Source organism: Xanthomonas boreopolis, assembly GCF_046529185.1.
Taxonomy (GTDB): Bacteria; Pseudomonadota; Gammaproteobacteria; order Xanthomonadales; family Xanthomonadaceae; genus Pseudomonas_S; species Pseudomonas_S boreopolis.
In genome coordinates this window covers 2888220-2908980 of the sequence record NZ_CP097162.1, presented here as the reverse complement: position 1 = coordinate 2908980, position 20761 = coordinate 2888220, and the positions used below count along the sequence as shown (strand labels likewise).

Below are 20761 nucleotides of genomic sequence, written 5' to 3'. Positions count from 1 at the left end.
GACCAGGCAGGAACGTCGGGATCAGAATTCGAAGTTCATCGCCGGGCTCGCCGGTGCGACGAAGTCGCCTTGCACGTAATCCACGCCGGCGCTGAACAGGGCGCTGATCGAGGCGGCATCGGCGACGAACTCGGTCACGGTCACGATGCCGGCGCTGCCGGCCCGCCCGGTGATCTCGCGGATCTTGTCCTGGCTTTCCTTGCTGCTCGCGACCTCGGCGCTGATGCCGCGGTCCAGGCGCAGGAAGCTCGGGCGGAAATGCGCCAGCAACTGGAAGGAATCCAGGCCAGAACCGAACTGCTCCAGCCCGACCTTGCAGCCGAACGCGGCGACCTCGGCGAGGAACTGCTGCGCGTTCTTGAGGTGGGTGAACACCTTCGATTCCTGGACTTGCAGCCACAGCCGCTCGCCCGGCACGCGCTGGGCGGCAAGCTGTTCGCGGATCGTCGCGAGCATGCGCGGGTTGGCGAACGACTCCGGGCCGATCCGCACCATCACGTGGGTGGCATGGCCGGCGCGCTGGCGTTCGCCGATCGCCTTGATCGCCCGTTCCACCACCCACAGGTCGATGTCGGCGATCAGGCCGTGCTCCTCGGCGATGTCCAGGAACACCGACGGCGGCACCAGCTCGCCGTTGCGCTCCAGGCGCAGGAAGCCCTGGTACAGCTCCAGCGGTTCGCCCTGGAGGTTGAGCACGGGCTGGTAGTGCAGCAGGAAGCCGTTGCCGCGCAGCGCGTCGCGCAGTTGCTCCAGCCAGCGCTGGATGCGTTCTTCCTCGGCGCGATCGACCGCGCTGGGATCGAAGATGTCCAGGCCGTTGCCGCCCAGCTCGACGCAGGAGCGCACGCACTCCGCGCCGCGCTTGAGCACCTGGCCGATGCTGGCGATCTTCTCGCCGATCTGGACCCCGCCGATGCTCACCGTGACCGTGACCGACCGGTCGCCGATCGCGAACACGTGCTGGGCGAACGCCTCGCGGACCCGCTCGGCGGTGGTGGTGGCGCGCAGATAGTCGCCTTCCATGAGGACGGCGAAGCTGTTCTCGCCGAAGCGGGCGACGGTGACGTCCTCGTCCAGCAAGGAGGCCAGGTAGCGGGCCATCGCCGCGATCAGCGCATCGGCCGAGTCCAGGCCGATCTCCGGCAGGATGCGGGCGTAGTGGTCGGGTTCGATCAGCAGGAAGCCGGACTGCCGGCCGCCGCGGCTGGCCTGGGCCACCGCGTTCTCCAGCGCCATCATGAAGGTCGGGCGGTTGAGCAGCCCGGTGACGGCGTCGCGCTGGCGCAGTTCCTCGACCTCGCGCGCCAGTTCCGGGTCCAGCTCCTCGCGCTTGCGGAACACCACCTGGACGCAGGCCTCGCCCTCGTAGGTGGCGGTGGCGAACTCCATCGTCGCCGGGAACGTGCCGCCTTCCAGCGTGCGCGCATCGACCTTGTACTGCGCCGGCGGCGGCTCGCCGCGCGACATCGACTTGAGCAGCTGCTTGAAATCCTCGACGTGCTGCGGGGCGATCATGTCCAGCAGCGAGATGCCTTCCACGTCCTCGAACGACTCGAACCCGAACATCTCCAGGTAGGCGTCGTTGGCGCGGATGTGCATGCCTTCGTGGACGTAGGCGATCGGGTCGCGCGAGGAGGCGATCAGCGCGTCGCAGCGGCGCTCGGTCTCGCGCATCTGCGCCTCGATCCGGCGCAGGTCGCGGCGGGCGAGCAGGTCGGCCCATTCCCTGCGGACCACCGCCAGCAGGTGTTCGGGGCGCTGGCGCAGCGCGATCGCGCGGACGCCGTGCGCGGCGGCCTCGACCCATTCGTCCTCGTCGATGCGGTCGGCGAGCAGGACCAGCGGCACGTCCTTGCCGCTGGCGGCGATGCGTTGCTGCAGGGCCGGCATCGGGATGGCTAGGGAACGGGCGGCGAGCACCAGGTCGATCTGGCCGCCCAGCATCGTTGCCATGTCCTCCGCGTTCTGCGGGCGCGAGGGGCGCACCGCGATGCCGCTGTTGCGCAGATGGGTGACGATGCCCTCCGCGCTCTCTCCGCTGTCGTCGACGATCATCAGGCGGAGCGTGAGGTCTTTGCCGTTCTGCATTCAGGTCTCCCCGGGGACGGGGTTTAATACATGATCGGGTGCATCGGAGTCCATTGAGAGGGATGGGGGATCCGGGACCGGGGAGCCGCGAAAAGCGACGTCGTTCGCACATCCCATCCCGAATTCCCGATCCTGGCCCTAGGCCGCCTCGCCGGCGGCATGGCCCGAGGCCCAGGCCCACTGGAAGTTGTAGCCGCCCAGCCAGCCGGTGACGTCCAGCACCTCGCCGACGAAGTACAGGCCCGGCACGCGGCGCGACTCCATGGTCGAGGACGAGACCTGGTCGGTGGACACGCCGCCCAGCGTGACCTCGGCGGTGCGGTAGCCCTCGGTGCCGCTGGCCACCAGCGGCCAGGCGGACAGCAGCTCGGCCGCGGCACGCAGTTCGCGCTCGTCCAGCTGGCGGACCGGCTTGTCCGGCAGCCAGACCTCGCACAGGCGCTGGGCGAAGCGGCGTGGCAGCACGTCGCCCAGCACGGTGCGCAGCTCGGAGGCCCCGCGCGTCCTCTTCTGCTCGCGCAGCCATTGACCGGCATCCAGGCCGGGCAGCAGGTCCAGGCGCAGGTCGTCGCCCGGCTGCCAGTAGGAGGAGATCTGCAGGATCGCCGGGCCGCTGACGCCGCGGTGGGTCAGCAGCATGAAATTGCGGAAGCCGACGCCATGGCAGCTGGCTTCCACCGGCACCGCGACGCCCGACAGGTCCCGAAGGCGCTCCTGGTGCTTGCCGGACAAGGTCAGCGGCACCAGCCCGGCGCGGGTCGGCAGCACCTCGTGGCCGAAGCGGCGGGCGATCTCGTAGCCGAAGCCGGTCGCGCCGAGGCTGGGGATCGACAGGCCGCCGGTCGCCACCACCAGCGACCGGCACAGGAACCGGCCCTGGGCGGTGTCCACGACGAAGCCCTCGCTGCCGCGCTCGATGCCGGTGACGGCGCAATGCGTGCGGATCTGCACGCCGGCGGCCTGGCATTCGTCGACCAGCATCTTCACGATCAGCTTGGAGGAGACGTCGCAGAACAGCTGGCCCAGCTCCTTCTCGTGCCAGGCGATGCCATGGCGCTCGACCATGCCGAGGAAGTCGGAAGGGGTGAAGCGCGCCAGCGCCGACTTGCAGAAGTGCGGGTTGGCGGAGATGAAGTTGGCCGGGGAGGTGCCGGTGTTGGTGAAATTGCAGCGCCCGCCGCCGGACATCAGGATCTTCTTGCCGACCTTGTTGGCGTGCTCGACCACCTGGACGCGGCGCCCGCGCTGGCCGGCGGTCAGCGCCGCCATCAGCCCGGCCGCGCCGGCGCCGATCACCAGCACGTCGCAGGCGACGCTCATGCCGAGGCGGCCTTGCGCGTGGCCGGGACGATGCTCAGCACGTCGCCGTCCTCGCCGATCAGCTGCACCTCGCCGTCCTGGATCAGCACGTTCAGGCGCATGCCGCGCTGGATCCGGCCGCCCAGCGCCTCGACGCTGCCGGCGTCGATGTCGATCACCTGCAGGTTGGCGAAGCGCGCCAGCGCCGGGCGGTACTTCTTCCACCACATCTCGGCGGCGTTGCCGCCGTAGTTGACCACCGCCACCTCGGCGGCGCGGTTGCAGGCCTTGCGCACGCGCGACTCGTCCGGCTGGCCAAGGTCGATCCACAGCGCGATCTCGCCGGTGTAGTCGCGCTGCCACAGGTCCGGTTCGTCGTCGGTGCTCAGGCCCTTGCCGAACTCCAGCCGCTCGCGCGCGAACAGGGCGAACGCCAGCAGCCGCACCATCAGGCGCTCATCGGTCTCGGAGGGGTGCTGGGCCAGGGTCAGGTTGTGGGTGGCGTAGTAGCCACGGTCCAGGTCGCTTATCTGCAGTTCGGCCTTGCGAATGGTGGCGGTGAGGGCCATCGGGATGCCTGCGGCAAAGGGCGGCATGATACGCGCGGCCGCCGCCCGGGCCACCCGGGACCGGGCCCGGTCGGGAAGATGAACGTGCGGGAGTCGCTTTTTCCCGAAAACCCTAGTAATGTGCGCGCCACTGTGTTTGCTAGGGTCACCGTGAATCGTGGCCTGGTGCTGCCGATCATCCGATCCGCTCCATCGTTCCGCTTTACCCACACCTGCAACTCAGTCTCGGCCCCGGGGTCCCGGTGGTCGCGATTAATCCCAACATGTTTCAGGAGCAAGTAAAGATGTCTGATCGTCAACACGGAACGGTTAAGTGGTTCAACGATGCCAAGGGCTTCGGCTTCATCACCCCGGAAAGCGGCCCGGACCTGTTCGTCCACTTCCGCTCGATCCAGGGCAATGGCTTCAAGTCGCTGCAGGAAGGCCAGAAGGTGAGCTTCATCGCCGTGCAGGGCCAGAAGGGCATGCAGGCCGACCAGGTGCAGGCGCTGTAATCGCGCCGGCCACCGACAGGTCGCCAGGACGCCGGGGACGCAAGTCCCCGGCGTTTTCTTTTGTGCGGGCCTTGGCAAGAACGCGCGCGTCCCTGCGGGGATTCCCCGGGGCGGCGTAACATCCGAGGCCCGTCTTCGTTCGCCCGGGCCTTCATGATCTCCGTCCATCACCTCGAGAATTCCCGTTCGCAGCGCGTGCTCTGGCTGCTGGAGGAACTGGCGCTGCCTTACCAGGTGGTGCGCTACGCGCGCGATCCGGAGACGCTGCTGGCGCCCCCCGAGCTGCGCGCGATCCACCCGCTGGGCAAGTCGCCGGTGGTGATGGATGGCGACCACGTGCTGGCCGAGTCCGGCGCGATCCTGGAATACCTGGTCGACCGCTACGACAGCGAGCGGGTACTTTCGCCGACGCCGCGCCCGGTGGATTCGCCCGAGCGGCTGCGCTTCCGGTACTGGTTGCATTACGCGGAGGGCTCGGCGATGCCGCCGCTGTTGATGGCGCTGGTGTTCAACCGGATCCGCTCGGCGAAGATGCCGTTCTTCGTGCGCCCGGTCGCGCGCATGATCGCCGACAGGGCAATGCAGGGCTTCGTCGGGCCGCAACTCAAGCTGCACCTGGACTGGATGGAACGCGAACTGGGCGAGAGCGGCTGGTTCGCCGGCGAGCGCTTCACCGCGGCGGACATCCAGATGAGCTTCCCGGTGCAGGCCGCGGCCGCGCGCGCCGGCGGCCTGGAGGGACATCCGCGATTGCAGGCCTTCCTGCGGCGTATCGAAGCGCGCCCAGCCTACCGTGCGGCGCTCCAGCAGGGCGGCCCCTTCGGGGCGCTCGGCGCGGGCTGAGGCGATGGCGGCGCTGGTCTTCGACAATCGCTTCGTCGCCGAGCTGCCGGGCGATCCGGAGAGCGGGCCGCGCCAGCGCCAGGTGGAAGGCGCGCTGTGGTCGCCGGTGATGCCGACGCCGGTGGCGGCGGCGCGCTTGCTGGCGTACTCGCCCGAGGTCGCGGCGCGGATCGGGTTCGATGCCGCCGACCTGGCCGGGGATGAGTTCGCCCAGGTGTTCGCCGGCAACGCGCTCTACCCCGGCATGCAGCCGTATGCCGCCAACTACGGCGGGCACCAGTTCGGGCACTGGGCCGGGCAGCTCGGCGACGGCCGTGCGATCTCGCTGGGCGAGGTGCTCGGGAGCGACGGGCAGCGCCACGAGCTGCAGCTGAAAGGGGCAGGGCGCACGCCTTATTCGCGCGGTGCCGACGGCCGCGCGGTGCTGCGTTCCTCGATCCGGGAATTCCTCTGCAGCGAGGCGATGCACCATCTCGGCGTGCCGACCACACGCGCGCTGAGCCTGGTGGCCACCGGCGAGGCGGTGGTGCGCGACATGTTCTACGACGGCCATCCGCGCGCGGAGCCCGGCGCGATCGTGTGCCGGGTCGCTCCGTCGTTCGTGCGTTTCGGCAGCTTCGAACTGCCGGCCTCGCGCGGCGACGCGGCGCTGTTGCGGCGGCTGGCCGATTTCACGATCTCCCGGGACTTTCCCGGGCTGCAGGGCCGGGACGGGCCGGGCTACGCGGCCTGGTTCGCGCAGGTGTGCGAGCGCACCGCCGAACTGGTGGCGCACTGGATGCGGGTGGGTTTCGTGCACGGGGTGATGAACACCGACAACATGTCGATCCTGGGATTGACGATCGACTACGGCCCCTACGGCTGGGTGGACGACTACGACCCGGACTGGACCCCCAACACCACCGATGCCCAGGGCCGCCGCTACCGTTTCGGTACCCAGCCGCAGGTCGCGTACTGGAACCTGGGAAGGCTGGCGCAGGCCTTGTCGCCGCTGTTCGCGGACGCGGAGCCGCTGAACGCCGGCCTGGAGCGGTTCCGCGCCACCTACCTGGCATGCCAGCGGCGCGACACGGCGGCCAAGCTCGGGCTGGCGGAATGCCGGGAAGGCGACCTGGAGCTGGCCGGCGAGCTCTACGCGCTGATGCAGCGGGCGGAGATGGACATGACGCTGACCTTCCGCAGCCTCGTCGAGGTGGCCCCGGATGCGCCCTCGGCCGAGCCGCTGATGCCGGCCTTCTATTCGGCGGACAAGCGCGATGCGGCCTTGCCGGCGCTGCGCGACTGGCTGGCGCGCTACCTGGCGCGCGTGGAGGCCGACGGCGGCGCCGCGGCGGCGCGGCGCCAGCGGATGCAACGGGCGAACCCGCGCTACGTGCTGCGCAACTACCTGGCCCAGCAGGCGATCGACCGGGCCGAGCAGGGCGACATGGGCGGCATCCAAGAGCTGATGGAGGTGATGCGGCGTCCCTACGAGGACCAGCCGGGACGGGAGGCGTTCGCGGCGAAGCGCCCGGACTGGGCGCGCGACCGGGCCGGATGCTCGATGCTTTCCTGCAGTTCCTGATCGCGCGATCGGCGGCCGGAGGCTTCCGGTCTTCCCCGGCCGAGCCTGCCGGGATGCAGGGCGTCGGCGGAGAACGCTCGACCGCGGTGCCGGTTGACCAACCATTGGCACGTACCCCGCGCCCACCCCTACCTATAATCTCGACGGCAGTCCCGACTCCAATCCCCCGCATGCCCTTGCTCCGACTGTTTTTCCGGGGAGCCCCCGTTGCGTTCGCCTTGTCGCTCGCCGGCCTGCTCAGTGCCTGCCATGGCAGCGACGAGAAAAAGACCGCCGGGCCCAAGCAGGTCGCCGTCGTCACCCTCGCTCCCGAGAAGGTGACCCTCACCACCGAACTGGCCGGCCGGGCCGTGGCTTCCGAAGAGTCGGAAGTGAGGCCGCAGGTCAGCGGCATCCTGCAGCGCCGGCTGTTCGAGGAGGGCAGCGAGGTCCGCGCCGGGCAGCCGCTGTTCCAGATCGAGCCGACGCTCTACCAGGCCGCCGCGCGCCAAGCGGAGGCCGACCTGAGCAATGCCGAGGCGGCGCTGGCGACCACGCGCCTGAAGGCCGAGCGCTACCGCTCGCTGGGCCGTGGCCAACTGGCCGCACAGCAGGACATCGACGATGCCGAGGCCGCCTACCGCCAGGCGATCGCCAACCGCGACGCGGCTTCGGCGGCGCTGCAGACCGCGCGCACCAACCTGCGCTTCGCCACGGTGGATGCGCCGATCGGCGGGCGCATCGGCCGCTCGCTGGTGACCCCCGGCGCATTGGTGACCGCCAACCAGGCCGGCGCGATCGCCAAGATCCAGAAGCTCGATCCGATGAACGTGGACCTGACCCAGTCGGGCAGCCAGTACCTGGCGCTGCGCCGCGAGATCGCCGCCGGCGGCGTGCTGCCGGCGTCCACCGAGGTCAAGCTGAAGCTCGCCGACGGTACCGACTACCCGTTGCCGGGGCGGCTGGAATTCGCCGACATCGACGTCGCCGAGGACACCGGCACGGTCACGCTGCGCGCGCAGTTCCCCAATCCCGACCGGCAACTGCTGCCGGGCATGTACGTGCGCGCCATCGTCGAGCAGGGCGTGCGCGAGCGGGCCATCCTGGTGCCGCAGGCGGCGGTGGACCGCACGCCGCGCGGGCTCGCCCAGGTGTGGGTGGTCGGCAAGGACGGCAAGGCCTATCGCCGCGAACTGAAGACCGCGCGCGCGGTGGGGGACCGCTGGCTGGTGGACGCCGGGCTGGCGGCGGGCGACCAGGTCATCGTCGAGGGCGCGCAGGGACTGGCCGAAGGAATGCCGGTGAAGGTGGCCCCGGCCGCCAGCGTCGCCGGCGGAGGCTGAGCCGGTGCTGCCGCGTTTCTTCATCCACCGCCCGATATTCGCCTGGGTGCTGGCGATCTGCATCATGGCCGCCGGCGCGATCGCGGTGGCGACGCTGCCGGTCGAGCAGTACCCGGACATCGCCCCGCCGACGGTCAGCATCACCGCCAACTACAACGGCGCCTCCGCGCAGACGGTGGAGGACAGCGTCACCCAGGTGATCGAGCAGCAGATCAAGGGCATCGACCACCTGCTGTACTTCTCCTCGACCAGCTCCTCGTCGGGGCAGTCGCGCATCACCGTCACCTTCGACCAGAGCGCCGACCCGGACATCGCCCAGGTGCAGGTGCAGAACGCGGTCAACCAGGCGCTCAACCGGTTGCCGCAGGAGGTGCAGGACCAGGGCGTGGTGGTGGCCAAGTCGCAGGGCGACAGCCTGATGGTGGTGGCGCTGTACGACACCACCGACACGCTCGACAGCGTGGACCTGTCGGACTACCTGGTCAGCAACCTGCAGGACCCGGTGAGCCGGCTCAACGGCGTCGGCGAGATCAACGTGTTCGGCGCCCAGTACGCGATGCGGGTGTGGCTGGACCCGCACAAGCTCAACGCGTTCAAGCTGATGCCCTCGGACGTGACCAGCGCGATCCAGGCGCAGAACACCCAGGTCACCGCCGGCGAACTCGGCGCGCTGCCGACCGGGCCGGAGCAGGCGCTCAACGCCACGGTCACCGCGCAATCGCGGTTGCGGACGCCGGAGCAGTTCGAGGACATCATCCTGAGCACCCGGCCGGACGGCTCGGCGGTGCGGCTGCGCGACGTGGCCCGGGTCGAGATCGGCGCGGAGAACTACCAGAGCTGGACCTGGCTCAACGGCCATCCGGCCGCGGGTTTCTCGCTGACGCTGTCCTCCGGCGCCAACGCGATGGAGACCTCCGACGCGGTGCGCGCGCTGGTCGAGCGGATGAAGCCACGCTTCCCGCACGGCGTGGAGGTCGCCTATCCGCGCGACGGCACGCCGTTCGTGCGGGTGTCGATCGAGGGCGTGGTGCACACCCTGGTCGAGGCGATCGTGCTGGTCGTGGTGGTGATGTACCTGTTCCTGCAGAACTGGCGCGCCACGCTGATCCCGGCGATCACCGTGCCGGTGGTGCTGCTGGGCACGTTCGGCCTGCTGGCGGTGGCGGGCTTCACCATCAACACGCTGACCCTGTTCGCGATGGTGCTGGCGATCGGCCTGCTCGTGGACGATGCGATCGTGGTGGTCGAGAACGTCGAGCGCATCATGCACGAGGAGCACCTGCCGCCGCTGGAGGCCACCGAGCGCTCGATGGGGCAGATCACCGGCGCGCTGGTCGGCATCACCGTGGTGCTCGGCGCGGTGTTCGTGCCGATGGCGCTGTTCGGCGGCGCCACCGGCATCATCTACCGGCAGTTCTCGCTGACGATCGTGTCGGCGATGGCGCTGTCGGCGCTGGTCGCGCTGACGCTGACCCCGGCGCTGTGCGCCACGCTGCTGGCGCCGGTGGAGCGCGAGCGGCCGCAGGGGCGTTTCTTCCGCGGCTTCAACCGGCTGGTCGAACGCAGCCAGGCGGGCTACCAAAGCCGGCTGGGCCGGCTGCTGGACCGGCCGCGCCGCTGGGTGGCGCTGTACTTGCTGCTGGTGCTGGTGGTGGCCGTCCTCTACCAGCGCCTGCCGACCGGCTTCCTGCCGGTGGAGGACCAGGCGCAGGTGCAGGTGCAGTTCACCACGCCGGAGGGCACGCCGCTGGCGAAGACCCAGGAGGTCGGCAAGCGCATCAGCGACTACTTCATGCGCGAGGAGAAGGACAACCTCAACGTGATCTTCATGGTGATCGGCCGCAACCAGGCCGGCGTCGGCCAGAACGCCGGCCAGGCGTTCGCCGGGCTGAAGGACTGGAAAGAGCGCGGCCGCGACGGCTCCGCGCAGGCGATCATCGATCGCGCCAACGCCTACTTCCGTCGTTTCGGCGACGCCAGGATCACGGTGCTCTCGCCGCCGTCGGTGCGCGGCCTCGGCCAGTCGAGCGGCTTCGAGGTGTGGCTGCGCGACGCCGACGGCGTGGGCCGCCCGGCCCTGGACCAGGCGCGGCAGCAACTGGTGCAGCAGGCCAGCGACGACCCGCAACTGGCGGCGGTGCGCTACAACGGCCTGGGCGACAAGGCGCAGCTGCAGGTCGACGTGGACCAGGCGCAGGCGCGCGCGCTCGGCCTGGCCCAGAGCGACATCAACGGCACGTTGTCGATCGCCTGGGGCGGGCGCTACGTGAACGACTTCATCGACCGCGGCCGGGTCAAGCGCGTGTACGTGCAGGGCGACGCGCCGTATCGCTCGCTGCCGCAGGACATCGACCAGTGGTACGTGCGCGGCAGCGACGGGCAGATGGCGCCGTTCTCGGCGTTCGCCTCCACCCATTGGACGCGCGGCCCACAGCTGTTGCAGCGTTTCAACGGCCTGGCGGCGGCGCAGATCCAGGGCGCGCCGGCGACCGGGCGCAGTTCCGGCGAGGCGATGCGGCGGATCGAGGCGCTGGCGGCCGAGCACCCGGGCTTCGACCTGGCCTGGAGCGGACTGTCCTACCAGGAGCGGATGGCCAGCAACCAGGCGATCTGGTTGTATGCGGCGTCGATCCTGTTCATCTTCCTGTGCCTGGCGGCGCTGTACGAGAGCTGGTCGATCCCGGTGGCGGTGATGCTGGTGATCCCGCTGGGCCTGATCGGTACGGTCGCCGCGACGACGCTGGTCGGGTTCGTCAACGACATCTATTTCCAGGTGGGCCTGTTGACCACGATCGGCCTGTCGGCCAAGAACGCGATCCTGATCGTGGAGTTCGCCGAGGCGCAGCATCGCGCGGGCCGTTCGCTGATGCAGGCTGCGTTGGAAGGGGCGCGGCTGCGCCTGCGGCCGATCGTGATGACGTCGCTGGCGTTCGTGGCGGGCGTGCTGCCGTTGGCGTTGTCGACGGGGGCGGGTGCGGCCAGCCGGCGCGAGATCGGCGTGAGCGTGATCGGGGGCATGGTGACGGGTACGTTGCTGGCGATCTTCCTGGTGCCGATGTTCTTCGTGCTGGTGCGGGGATTGTTCCAGGGGCGGAAGGCGGTTGCCGGTTGATGTCGTGAGGGATTGGTTGGGTTGGGTGTGTATGACTTTCCTACCATCGATCCGGTTCTCGCTATCTCCGTGCTGTCGTCCCCGCGAAGGCGGGGAGCGCTTTTCAGCGGGCGAATGGCTGATCATCCAGGGACTTTGCTTTTCGCTTTTTTTGCCTTTGGCTAGAAAGGCGAAAGCTTTCGCCTTGCGGCGAGTCACTTTTCTTTGCTTGTGCACGCGCGCCGCAGGAGCGGCGCCGCACGGCGAAGCCGGCCCGAAGGGCGCGGCACAAGGATGTGCCGCGTAAAGAAAAGTAACCAAAAGAAGCGCTTCACAGCAGCCGAACGGCTGATCAAGCACACCCCGCCTACGCGCCCGCAGCTACGCTGCGGGTCCGCGGAGCCGGCAGGATTTTTCGACGCGATCTCCTGTCGCGGCGAAAAACGACGCACATCCATGTGCGTCGCCCCTGCGGGGTTTTTCCCACCGTCTCCGCCGCTTCGGAGGGGCCCCGGTAAGTCAAACGGCAAAATCCACAGCAACAGCCACAGCATGGCTCGCTCGGGGGCTTGGTACGGCCTAGAATGGCCGCCCCCGCGATTTACCCGGTAATCGATATGAACGACGCCAGCCATGGCATGGCTTCCGCTGTGCCTGCGCACTGGGCCGATCTGATCCGCGACATTCCCGACTTTCCCAAGCCGGGCATCGTGTTCAAGGACATCACGCCGTTGCTCGCGGACGGGCCGGGCTTTGCTGCGGCAATCGCCGCGATGGCACAGCCCTGGCGGCAGGCATCGCCGGAGGCGGTGCTCGGGATCGAATCACGTGGGTTCATCCTCGGTGCGCCGCTTGCGCACGAGCTGCGCTGCGGCTTCGTGCCGGTGCGCAAGCCGGGCAAGCTGCCGGGGCGCACGGTCGGCCAGGAATATGCGCTGGAATACGGCACGGATCGGATCGAGATGCATGCCGACGTGTTGAAGCCCGGGGCGCGCGTGCTGATCGTCGACGACGTGCTGGCGACCGGCGGTACGCTGCTGGCCGCGATGGCGCTGGCGCGCAAGCTGGACCTGGACGTGATCGGCGCGGCGGTGCTGGTCGAGCTGAAGGCGCTGGCCGGGCGCGCTCGCTGGACCGGCGAGGTGCCGTTGCAGGCCACGTTGGCGTACTGAGCCAGCCCTCTTCGTACCGACGGCATGTCCGCCTTGGCCCGCCTGCGTCCGTACCGCGCCACCGACCTGGCCGCCTGCATCGCGCTGTTCGAGAGCAACGTGCCGGACTATTTCGGCGCGCACGAGCGCGGGGACTTCCTCGACAGCCTCGATGAAGACGGCCTGCGCTACTTCGTGCTGGAGGACTCCCGGGGCGAGCTGCTCGGGTGCGGCGGCTATGCGCCGCATCCGGAGCCCTCGGCCGCCGGCCTGGTGTGGGGCATGGTCCGGCGCGATCTGCATGCGCACGGGCTCGGCACCCGCTTGCTGGAGGAGCGGCTCGAACGCATCCGCGCGGAAGGCCGCTTCGCCAGCGTGCTGATCGAGACCACACCGATGAGCCAGGGCTTCTTCGCGCGCTTCGGCTTCGTGGTGCGGCGCATCGAACCGGATGGGTTCGGGGGCGGCTACGACCTGGTGGAGATGGAGCTTCCTCTCTAGCGGGCACGGCCTGCCGGCACCGGCGGCCTCTCCCATGCCCGCCATGGCCGGATTCGTCGCGCCGGCGCCGGGCTTCGTCGCCGCAACCGGCGCTTCGTCGCACGGCCGTTGCCGGGCAGGGAGGCCGCCCGCATGCTGCCGCTCACCGGAACCCCGGGTCCTCGATCGCTTCGGAGCTGCCCATGAAGACGCTGTTCGCCATCGCCGCCTGGTGCATCCTGTTCGTGCTGTGCTGGCCGCTGGCGTTGCTCGTGCTGCTGCTGTGGCCGCTGGCCTGGCTGCTCTCGCTGCCGTTCCGGCTGGTGGGCATCACCTTCGAGGCCCTGTTCGCGTTCCTGCGCGCGCTGCTGACGCTGCCCGCGCGCCTGCTCGGCGGGCGGCCGCGGGCGGCGCCGGCGGCCTGAACTCAGAGCTTGCGCACGCGGAACCGGCGGCCCTTGATCTTGCCGGCTTCCAGCCGTGCCAGCGCCTTGTCGGCCTGGGCGCGCGCCACCGCCACGTAGGAGCGGGTGGGAAAGATCGCGATCTTGCCGATCGCCGCGCCGGACAGCCCCGCATCGCCGGTCAGCGCCCCGAGGATGTCGCCGGGCCGCAGCTTGTCGGTCTTGCCGCCGTCGATGCGCAGCGTCGCCATCGCCGCCTGCGGCAGCTTCGGCGGCTTGCCGGTCGCCAGCGGGGCGTTGGAAAAGCGCAGCGGCTCGCCCAGTTCGGCTTCGACCAGCTGCGCTCGCGGCCGCTCGCGCGAGGCCACCAGGTTTAGTGCACGCCCGGCCTTGCCGGCGCGGGCGGTGCGGCCGATGCGATGGCGGTAGGTGGCCACGTCGGTCGGCAGTTCGTAGTTGAGCACCACGTCGATGTCCTCGACGTCGAGCCCGCGCGCGGCCACGTCGCTGGCGACCAGCACGTTGCAGCTGCGGTTGGCGAAGCGCACCAGCACCTCGTCGCGGTCGCGCTGCTCCAGGTCGCCGTGCAGCGCCAGCGCGGAGAAGCCGAACTGCCGCAGCGAATCGGCGACTTCGTCCACGTCCTTGCGGGTGTTGCAGAACACCAGCGCCGATTCCGGCGCGAAGCGCAGCAGCAGCCCGGCCACCGCCTTCTGCCGGTGCGCCGGTTCGACCTCGAAGAATTGCTGGTCGATCGCGGGCGCGCTGTCGGCGCCGGCCACGGTGACCTCGACCGGCTCCTTCAGGAGCTGGCGGGCCAGGTCGCGGATCGCGTCGGGGAAGGTGGCCGAGAACAGCAGGCCCTGGCGGTCGCGCGCGCAGCGGCCGGCGATCTCGCGGATCGGCTCCTCGAAGCCCATGTCGAGCATGCGGTCGGCCTCGTCGAGGACCAGCGTGGCGACCTTGCCGAGGTTGAGCGCGCGCATGCGCGCCAGTTCCTGCACGCGCCCGGGCGTGCCGACCACCACGTGCGGGGCGTGCGCCTGCAGCGAGGCGACTTGCGGCTCGAGCGCGACGCCGCCGGTCAGCAGCGACAGCTTGAGGTTGGGGATGCCGGTGGCGAGCTTGCGCAGCTGCTTGCCGACCTGGTCGGCCAACTCGCGGGTGGGGCACAGCACCAGCGCCTGCACGCGCAGGTGCGACGGGTCGATGCGATCGAGCAGGCCCAGGCCGAACGCGGCGGTCTTGCCGCTGCCGGTCGGCGCCTGCGCGATCACGTCGCGGCCTTCCAGGATCGGCGGCAGCGCGAGCGCCTGCACAGGGGTCAGCGTGGTGTAGCCGAGGGCGTCGATGCCGGCGGCGAGCGCCGGCGAAAGCGGCAGCGTGGAGAATTCGGTCATGCGCCATTCTACCCGGCGGCCCGCGCCGCACCGGATCAACCGAACAGGCCGCGCACGCCGAGGTTGATCGCCAGGCCGCCCAGCAGCAGCCACGCGAACAGCAATCCGGCCAGCAACAGGGGGCGCGGGCCGGCCTGGCGCAGGGCCGAGACGTGCGTGGTCAAGCCGAGCGCGGCCATCGCCATCGCCAGCAGCACGGTGTCCAGCGCGTTGGCGGCCTGGACCAGCGGCGCCGGCAGCCAGTGCAGCGAGCCGAGGCCGACTACCGCCACGAAGCCGAACGCGAACCACGGCACCACGATCGGGCTGCCGGCCCGGCGCGCACCGGCGGCCGGCGCGCGCCGGTCGAGGCGCGCCAGCATCCACGACAGCAGCACCAGGAACGGCGCCAGCATCATCACCCGCACCATCTTGGCGATCACCGCGGCATCGGCGGCGTCGCTGCCGATCGCGCGGCCGGCGGCATAGACCTGCGCGACTTCGTGCACGGTCGAGCCGGCATAGAGCCCGTATTGCTCGGGCGTCATCGCCAGCCAGCCATGGTCGACGCCGACGCGGTACAGCAGCGGGTAGGCGAACATCGCCAGCGTGCCGAACACCACCACGGTGGCGACCGCCACGGTGACCTGCTCGGCCCGCCCGCGCACGACCGGTTCGGCGGCCATCACCGCGGCGGCCCCGCAGATCGAGCTGCCGGCGCCGACCAGCAGCGCGGTGCCGCGGTCCAGCCCCAGCAGGCGCGTGCCCAGCAGCCAGGCCAGCGCGAAGGTGCTCGCCAGCACCATCGCGTCGACCAGCACGCCGGTGCCGCCGACCTGGGCGACGTCCTGGAAGGTCAGGCGCAGCCCGTACAGCACGATGCCGGCGCGCAGCAGCGTGCCCTTGGACACGGCGACGCCGCTCCCGGCGGTGGAGCCCCAGGCCGGGTACAGCGTGTTGCCGAGCAGCATGCCGAGCACGATGGCCACCGTCAGCGCGCTCAGGCCATGCGCCTGCAGCCAGTCCAGCCGCGCCAACTGGAGCGAGGACAGCGCGATCGCCGCGGTGAGCAGCAGGCCGGGCAACGGGGAAGGGCGGGAAGGGAGGCGCTCGGGAGAGCGGGCCGGCTGGACCGAGAGGGTATTCATCGAGGGGGCGGATAGCGGGAATACGCATAGCCTGGACCGGGCTCGATTACCTGTAAAACAGGTTGTATCGTTATGGATAACCTGGAATATGGATAGATGGATGCGCTTGACCCTGCGCCAGCTGCGGACCTTCGTCGCGATCGCCGAGCACGGCAGCACCGTCGCCGCGGCCGAGGCGATCCCCTTGTCGCAATCGGCGACCAGCGCCGCGCTCGCCGAGCTGGAAGGCCTGCTGGGGGCGCGCCTGTTCGACCGCATCGGCAAGCGCCTGGTCATCAACGAGACCGGGCGCGCGCTGCTGGACCCGGCCCGCGCCGCGCTGGACGCCGCGCAGGAGATCGAGCGCCGCTTCGGCGACCTCGCCGGTGCCTGCCCGCCGGCGCGCATCCGACTGGGCGCGAGCACCACCATCGGCAACTACCTGATGCCCGCCCGCATCGCCGCGCTGCTGCGCGTGCAACCGCAGGCGGGCGTGGAACTGCGCATCGGCAATACCCGCGCGGTGGCCGAGGCCGTCGCGCGCTTCGAGGTGGATGCGGGCGTGATCGAAGGCCCCTGCCACCTCGACGAACTGGACGCACGGCCGTGGTGCGACGACCCGATGGTGTTGGTCGCGGCGCCCGGCCATCCGCTGGCGCGGCGGCGCACCGCGTTGGCGCCGGCCACGCTGCGCGGCCAGCGCTGGCTGTTGCGCGAACCGGGCTCGGGCACGCGCGAATCGGTGGACAACGCGTTGTTGCCGCACCTGGGCGGCTTCGCCAGCACGCTGCAGCTCGGCAGCACCGAGGCGATCAAGCAGGCCGCGGCGGAAGGGCTCGGCATCGCCTGCCTGTCGCACTGCGCGGTGCAGGAGCCGATCGCGCTGGGACGGCTGGTGGAGCTGCGCACCACGCTGCCGCGGCTGCTGCGCCAGCTGTATGTCGTGCGCCATCGCGGCAAGCGTTTCTCGCCGGCCCTGGCGGCGCTGCTGGAATGACGGCCGATCGCGGGGCGGGCGCGGCAGGTGGGGGCGAGCGGCGCCGCTCCCGTACAATGCGCGGATGCCCTTGATCACCTTGAATGCCGTCGACTACAGCGTCGGCGGCCCATTGCTGCTGGAAAAGGCCGAGCTGGCGATCGAGCCGGGCGAACGCATCGCCCTGATCGGCCGCAACGGCGCCGGCAAGTCCACCCTGATGAAGCTCATCGCCGGCGAACTGCGCCCGGACGACGGCGAAGTGCGCGTCCAGCAGGGCGTGCGCGTGGCGCGGCTGGAGCAGGAGGTGCCGCAGGGCACCGGCGGCAGCGTGTTCGACGTGGTCGCCGACGGCTTGGGCGAGCTGGGCCAGTGGCTGGCCGAGTTCCATCATCTCAGCCACGCCGCGCAACTGGACACCGACGCGCTGGCGCGGGTGCAGGCCAGGATCGATGCCGCCGACGGCTGGGCGCTGGACCAGCGCGTGGCCGAGACGCTCACGCGCCTGGAACTGGACGGCGAGGCCGAGTTCGCGCGCCTGTCGGGCGGCATGAAGCGCCGCGTGCTGCTGGCGCGGGCCCTGGTGTCGAGCCCGGACGTGCTGCTGCTGGACGAGCCGACCAACCACCTCGACATCGAGGCGATCGACTGGCTCGAAGGTTTCCTGAAGGGCTGGGGCGGCAGCGTGCTGTTCGTCACCCACGACCGCCGTTTCCTGCGCGCGCTGGCGACCCGGATCGTCGAGATCGATCGCGGCCAGGTCACCAGCTGGCCGGGCGACTGGGCCAACTACGAGCGCCGCCGCGAGGAACGGCTCAATGCCGAGGCGCAGGAGAACGCGCGCTTCGACAAGCTGCTGGCGCAGGAGGAGGCCTGGATCCGCCAGGGCATCAAGGCGCGCCGTACCCGCGACGAGGGGCGCGTGCGCCGGCTCAAGGCGATGCGGGCGGAGCGCGCGCAGCGGCGCGAACTGGGCGGCAACGTGCGGCTGGAGGCAGCCAAGGGCGATGCGTCGGGCAAGAAGGTCATCGAGGCCAAGGACGTTCGCTTCGCGTTCGGCGAGCGCGTCATGGTGCGCGACTTCTCCACCACCATCGTGCGCGGCGACCGCATCGGCCTGATCGGTCCCAACGGCAGCGGCAAGACCACGCTGCTCAAGCTGCTGCTGGGCGAACTGCAGCCGCAATCGGGCGAGGTGCGGCTCGGTACCAACCTGCAGGTCGCCTATTTCGACCAGTACCGCGCGACCCTGCGCGAGGACTGGAGCGCGATCGAGAACGTCGCCGAGGGCGCGGACTTCATCGACCTCAACGGCAAGCGCAAGCACGTGCATGCCTACCTGCAGGATTTCCTGTTCACGCCCGAGCGCGCGCGCGCGCCGATCACGCGCCTGTCGGGCGGCGAGCGCAATCGCCTGCTGCTGGCCAAGCTGTTCGCGCAGCCTTCCAACCTGCTGGTGATGGACGAACCGACCAACGACCTGGACGTGGAGACGCTGGAGCTGCTCGAGGAGCTGCTGGCCGACTACGCCGGCACGCTGCTGCTGGTCAGCCACGACCGCGATTTCCTCGACAACGTGGTGACCTCCACGCTGGTGATGGAAGGCGAGGGCAGGATCGGCGAGTACGTGGGCGGCTACAGCGACTGGCTGCGCCAGCGCCCCGCGCCGGCGGTCGCCAGGCCGGCGGAGAAGCCGGCATCGCCGGCACCGGCGCCCGCCGTGGCGAAGGCGGCCGAACCCGCCGCCGGCAAGCGCAAGCTCAGCTACAAGGAGCAGCGCGAACTGGAACAGCTGCCGACGCGGATCGAGACGCTGGAAGGCGACATCGCCGCCCTGACCGAGTCGATGAACGACCCGGCCTTCTTCGCCCGCGACGGCGCCGCCGTCACCGCCGACACGCAGAAGCTGGCGGTGCTGCAGGCCGAGCTGGACGCGGCTTACGCACGCTGGTCGGAGCTGGACGGCTGAGCACGCATGCGGCCGGGGCCGGCATCGTTCAACGGCCTTGCGCGAGGCTTGCGACCTGCGCCGCGTCCAGGGCCCCGTTCCAGATCCTGAAATCCTCGTAGCGCGCCTTCAGGTACGGGTCCGCACCGAACTGCGAGTGGAAGCGCCCCGGCCGGCGGATGTGCGATTCCTCGGTCCGCGTCACAGGGCATGCGTGCCTTGCGCCGCGCTGCCGCCGGGCGCGGACGGGCGGGCTAGGGATCGTCCTGCAATCCCATGAAGACCGCGAACGGGATGCCGGATTCGCGCCAACGGATGGCGGCCTCGTCGAGGATGTCCAGCAACGTGTCGAAGTCGGCGCCCGCGGAGGCGCGCAGCGTTGCGGCCGACTCCAGCAGCAGCGCGTAGCCGTTCGCCGGCTGCCACGACAGGTCGCGCAGCGCATCGCTCAGCGCGTCCCAATTGCGGCCGAACGCGGGCGGGAAGTCCAGTTGCGCCGCCAGGCGCGCCAGCAGCGTGCGCTTGTCGGTGCACCCTTGCAGGTCCACCCGCAGCACCCGCAGGCCGGCATCGCGCGCCAGCGCGGCCAGGGTGTCCAGGTCCGCCTCGCCGACGGAGTAGACCCCCGACTGCGCCGGATCGGACAGGTCCAGGCCGAAACCGCCGCTCATCGCACGTCCTCCGGCACGCTGAAGCTCTTGAACGTCTCGTAATGGTCGTCGGTGTAGTACCAGATTTCCGGCGGCGTGCCGCCGGTGACGATGCGGCGCGCGCCGCGGTCGCGCGAACCGGGCGTGTCCACGGTGTATTCGTGGTAGTAGCCGCGCGGGCGGTCGGGCAGGCGCCGTTCGCGATTGCCGAACACGCTGCCGTCCTGCCGGTGCGGGAACGGGCCGCCCCGCCGGACCAAGGCGATCGTGTCGCGTGCCTCGGCCGGCAGGAAGGCCGGCAGCCCGTCCATCGAGCCGCTCGACGCCGGCGCCGGCGCGCGGCGGGCCTCGGCGACGGCCGGAAGGTCCGATTGCGGGGCGAACTGCGGATGCGGTTGCTGCACCTGCCTCATGCCCCACAGGCCCGCCACCAGCAGGACGATCGCGGTGATCAACAGGGCGGGTCGGCGCATCGGCAGGCTCCTGGTCGAGAGGCCGGCAGTATGACCCGCCACGGGCATCCCTGGTTGAACGCGGCATGGCGCACACCCGCGCCGAACGTGCGGTTCACCCGCATGTAACCGGCCGCGCCGCACAGTCGCATGTGGCGTCCGCATGCCCGTGGGACGAAGTTTCCCCGGGGCCGGGCTTGGTAAGTCACGGCGCCGTCCTTACCATTCACCCCGCAACGCCCGGTCTCCCGCCGGGCGAACGAGTCCAGGAGACACGCATGGCCTATACCCTCCCCAAGCTGCCCTACGCCTACGACGCGCTTGAGCCGAACATCGATGCGCAGACGATGGAAATCCATCACACCAAGCATCACCAGACCTACATCAACAACGTTAATGCGGCGCTGGAAGGCACCGAGTACGCCGACCTGCCGGTCGAGGAGCTGGTTTCCAAGCTGAAGTCGCTGCCGGAGAGCCTGCAGGGCCCGGTGCGCAACAACGGCGGCGGCCATGCCAACCACTCGCTGTTCTGGACCGTGATGTCGCCCAACGGCGGCGGCGAGCCGAAGGGCGAGGTCGCCAAGGCGATCGACAAGGACCTGGGCGGTTTCGAGAAGTTCAAGGAAGCCTTCACCAAGGCCGCGGTCAGCCGTTTCGGTTCCGGCTGGGCCTGGCTGAGCGTGACCCCGGACAAGAAGTTGGTGGTCGAGAGCACGGCCAACCAGGACAGCCCGCTGTTCGAGGGCAACACGCCGATCCTGGGCCTGGACGTGTGGGAGCACGCCTATTACCTGAAGTACCAGAACCGCCGCCCGGAATACATCGGCGCGTTCTACAACGTGGTGAACTGGGACGAGGTCGAGCGCCGCTACAAGGAAGCGATCGCCTGATCCGCGGTTCCGCGGTGGATGCATGACCGGAGGC

The 20761-nt window shown here is 70.2% G+C and carries 19 protein-coding genes; 11 read left to right on the top strand and 8 right to left on the bottom strand.

All coding sequences use genetic code 11. The annotated features are described in order from the left end of the window. Positions 1-21: 21 nt before the first annotated feature. The 3 genes from M3M27_RS13090 to M3M27_RS13080 form a co-directional block, all read right to left on the bottom strand. Positions 22-2088, bottom strand: a complete 2067-nt coding sequence (locus M3M27_RS13090) for an EAL domain-containing protein (protein ID WP_434025905.1) — start codon at positions 2086-2088, stop codon at positions 22-24. A 138-nt stretch (positions 2089-2226) separates the two neighbouring features. Next, positions 2227-3408, bottom strand: coding sequence for an NAD(P)/FAD-dependent oxidoreductase (locus M3M27_RS13085; RefSeq protein WP_140720143.1), 1182 nt, complete (start codon positions 3406-3408; stop codon positions 2227-2229). Next, positions 3405-3956: a YaeQ family protein gene (locus M3M27_RS13080; protein WP_434025904.1), complete on the bottom strand. Its 552-nt coding sequence runs from the start codon at positions 3954-3956 to the stop codon at positions 3405-3407. The genes M3M27_RS13085 and M3M27_RS13080 overlap by 4 nt, the downstream gene beginning before the upstream one ends. Positions 3957-4240: 284 nt before the next feature. On the opposite strand from M3M27_RS13080, the gene M3M27_RS13075 reads away from it, so the two are divergent. The 8 genes from M3M27_RS13075 to M3M27_RS13040 all read left to right on the top strand — a co-directional run bounded on the left by M3M27_RS13075 (position 4241) and on the right by M3M27_RS13040 (position 13326). Further along, complete coding sequence (locus tag M3M27_RS13075; protein ID WP_140720147.1) at positions 4241-4450, top strand: cold-shock protein; 210 nt, start codon at positions 4241-4243, stop codon at positions 4448-4450. Positions 4451-4603: 153 nt separating this feature from the next. Next, positions 4604-5293, top strand: coding sequence for a glutathione S-transferase (locus M3M27_RS13070; RefSeq protein WP_434025903.1), 690 nt, complete (start codon positions 4604-4606; stop codon positions 5291-5293). 4 nt (positions 5294-5297) lie between these two features. Then, entirely contained in the window at positions 5298-6857 is a 1560-nt protein-coding gene (locus tag M3M27_RS13065; RefSeq protein ID WP_434025901.1) for a protein adenylyltransferase SelO, read from the top strand. Positions 6858-7027: 170 nt separating this feature from the next. Further along, the gene (locus M3M27_RS13060; protein ID WP_434025900.1) at positions 7028-8179 is read left to right on the top strand and encodes an efflux RND transporter periplasmic adaptor subunit; all 1152 of its coding nucleotides are present in this window, start codon (positions 7028-7030) and stop codon (positions 8177-8179) included. A 7-nt stretch (positions 8180-8186) separates the two neighbouring features. Further along, on the top strand, positions 8187-11291 hold the full coding sequence (locus M3M27_RS13055) for an efflux RND transporter permease subunit (RefSeq protein WP_434028018.1): 3105 nt from the start codon (positions 8187-8189) through the stop codon (positions 11289-11291). Positions 11292-11887: 596 nt separating this feature from the next. Continuing rightward, positions 11888-12442: an adenine phosphoribosyltransferase gene (locus tag M3M27_RS13050; RefSeq protein WP_140720157.1), complete on the top strand. Its 555-nt coding sequence runs from the start codon at positions 11888-11890 to the stop codon at positions 12440-12442. A 24-nt stretch (positions 12443-12466) separates the two neighbouring features. After that, complete coding sequence (locus tag M3M27_RS13045; RefSeq protein WP_434025899.1) at positions 12467-12922, top strand: GNAT family N-acetyltransferase; 456 nt, start codon at positions 12467-12469, stop codon at positions 12920-12922. Positions 12923-13104: 182 nt separating this feature from the next. Further along, positions 13105-13326: a hypothetical protein gene (locus tag M3M27_RS13040; protein ID WP_434025898.1), complete on the top strand. Its 222-nt coding sequence runs from the start codon at positions 13105-13107 to the stop codon at positions 13324-13326. Positions 13327-13328: 2 nt separating this feature from the next. Here the strand turns inward: M3M27_RS13040 and dbpA are convergent, their stop codons facing one another. Next, positions 13329-14705, bottom strand: coding sequence for an ATP-dependent RNA helicase DbpA (gene dbpA / locus M3M27_RS13035; protein ID WP_434025897.1), 1377 nt, complete (start codon positions 14703-14705; stop codon positions 13329-13331). Positions 14706-14740: 35 nt separating this feature from the next. After that, positions 14741-15832 carry a YeiH family protein gene (locus M3M27_RS13030; RefSeq protein ID WP_140720165.1) on the bottom strand — a complete coding sequence of 364 codons (1092 nt, stop codon included), beginning with the start codon at positions 15830-15832 and terminating at the stop codon, positions 14741-14743. A gap of 100 nt (positions 15833-15932) precedes the next feature. Here M3M27_RS13030 and M3M27_RS13025 point away from each other — a divergent pair, with 100 nt between their 5' ends. Then, on the top strand, positions 15933-16808 hold the full coding sequence (locus M3M27_RS13025; RefSeq protein ID WP_140720167.1) for a LysR family transcriptional regulator: 876 nt from the start codon (positions 15933-15935) through the stop codon (positions 16806-16808). Positions 16809-16872: 64 nt separating this feature from the next. Beyond that, positions 16873-18756, top strand: coding sequence for an ATP-binding cassette domain-containing protein (locus tag M3M27_RS13020; RefSeq protein WP_434025896.1), 1884 nt, complete (start codon positions 16873-16875; stop codon positions 18754-18756). A 28-nt stretch (positions 18757-18784) separates the two neighbouring features. Here the strand turns inward: M3M27_RS13020 and M3M27_RS13015 are convergent, their stop codons facing one another. From M3M27_RS13015 to M3M27_RS13005, 3 genes are read right to left on the bottom strand one after another with little or no spacing between them, the layout of a single operon-like run. Beyond that, positions 18785-18940, bottom strand: coding sequence for a hypothetical protein (locus M3M27_RS13015; protein ID WP_434025895.1), 156 nt, complete (start codon positions 18938-18940; stop codon positions 18785-18787). Between the two features lie 49 nt (positions 18941-18989). Beyond that, a complete protein-coding gene (locus M3M27_RS13010; protein ID WP_140720173.1) occupies positions 18990-19406 on the bottom strand; it encodes a barstar family protein in 417 nt (138 codons plus the stop codon). After that, on the bottom strand, positions 19403-19858 hold the full coding sequence (locus tag M3M27_RS13005) for a ribonuclease domain-containing protein (protein WP_434025894.1): 456 nt from the start codon (positions 19856-19858) through the stop codon (positions 19403-19405). Before M3M27_RS13005 ends, M3M27_RS13010 begins: the two co-directional genes overlap by 4 nt. 257 nt (positions 19859-20115) lie before the next feature. Here M3M27_RS13005 and M3M27_RS13000 point away from each other — a divergent pair, with 257 nt between their 5' ends. Further along, entirely contained in the window at positions 20116-20727 is a 612-nt protein-coding gene (locus M3M27_RS13000; RefSeq protein ID WP_434025893.1) for a superoxide dismutase, read from the top strand. Positions 20728-20761: the final 34 nt, after the last annotated feature.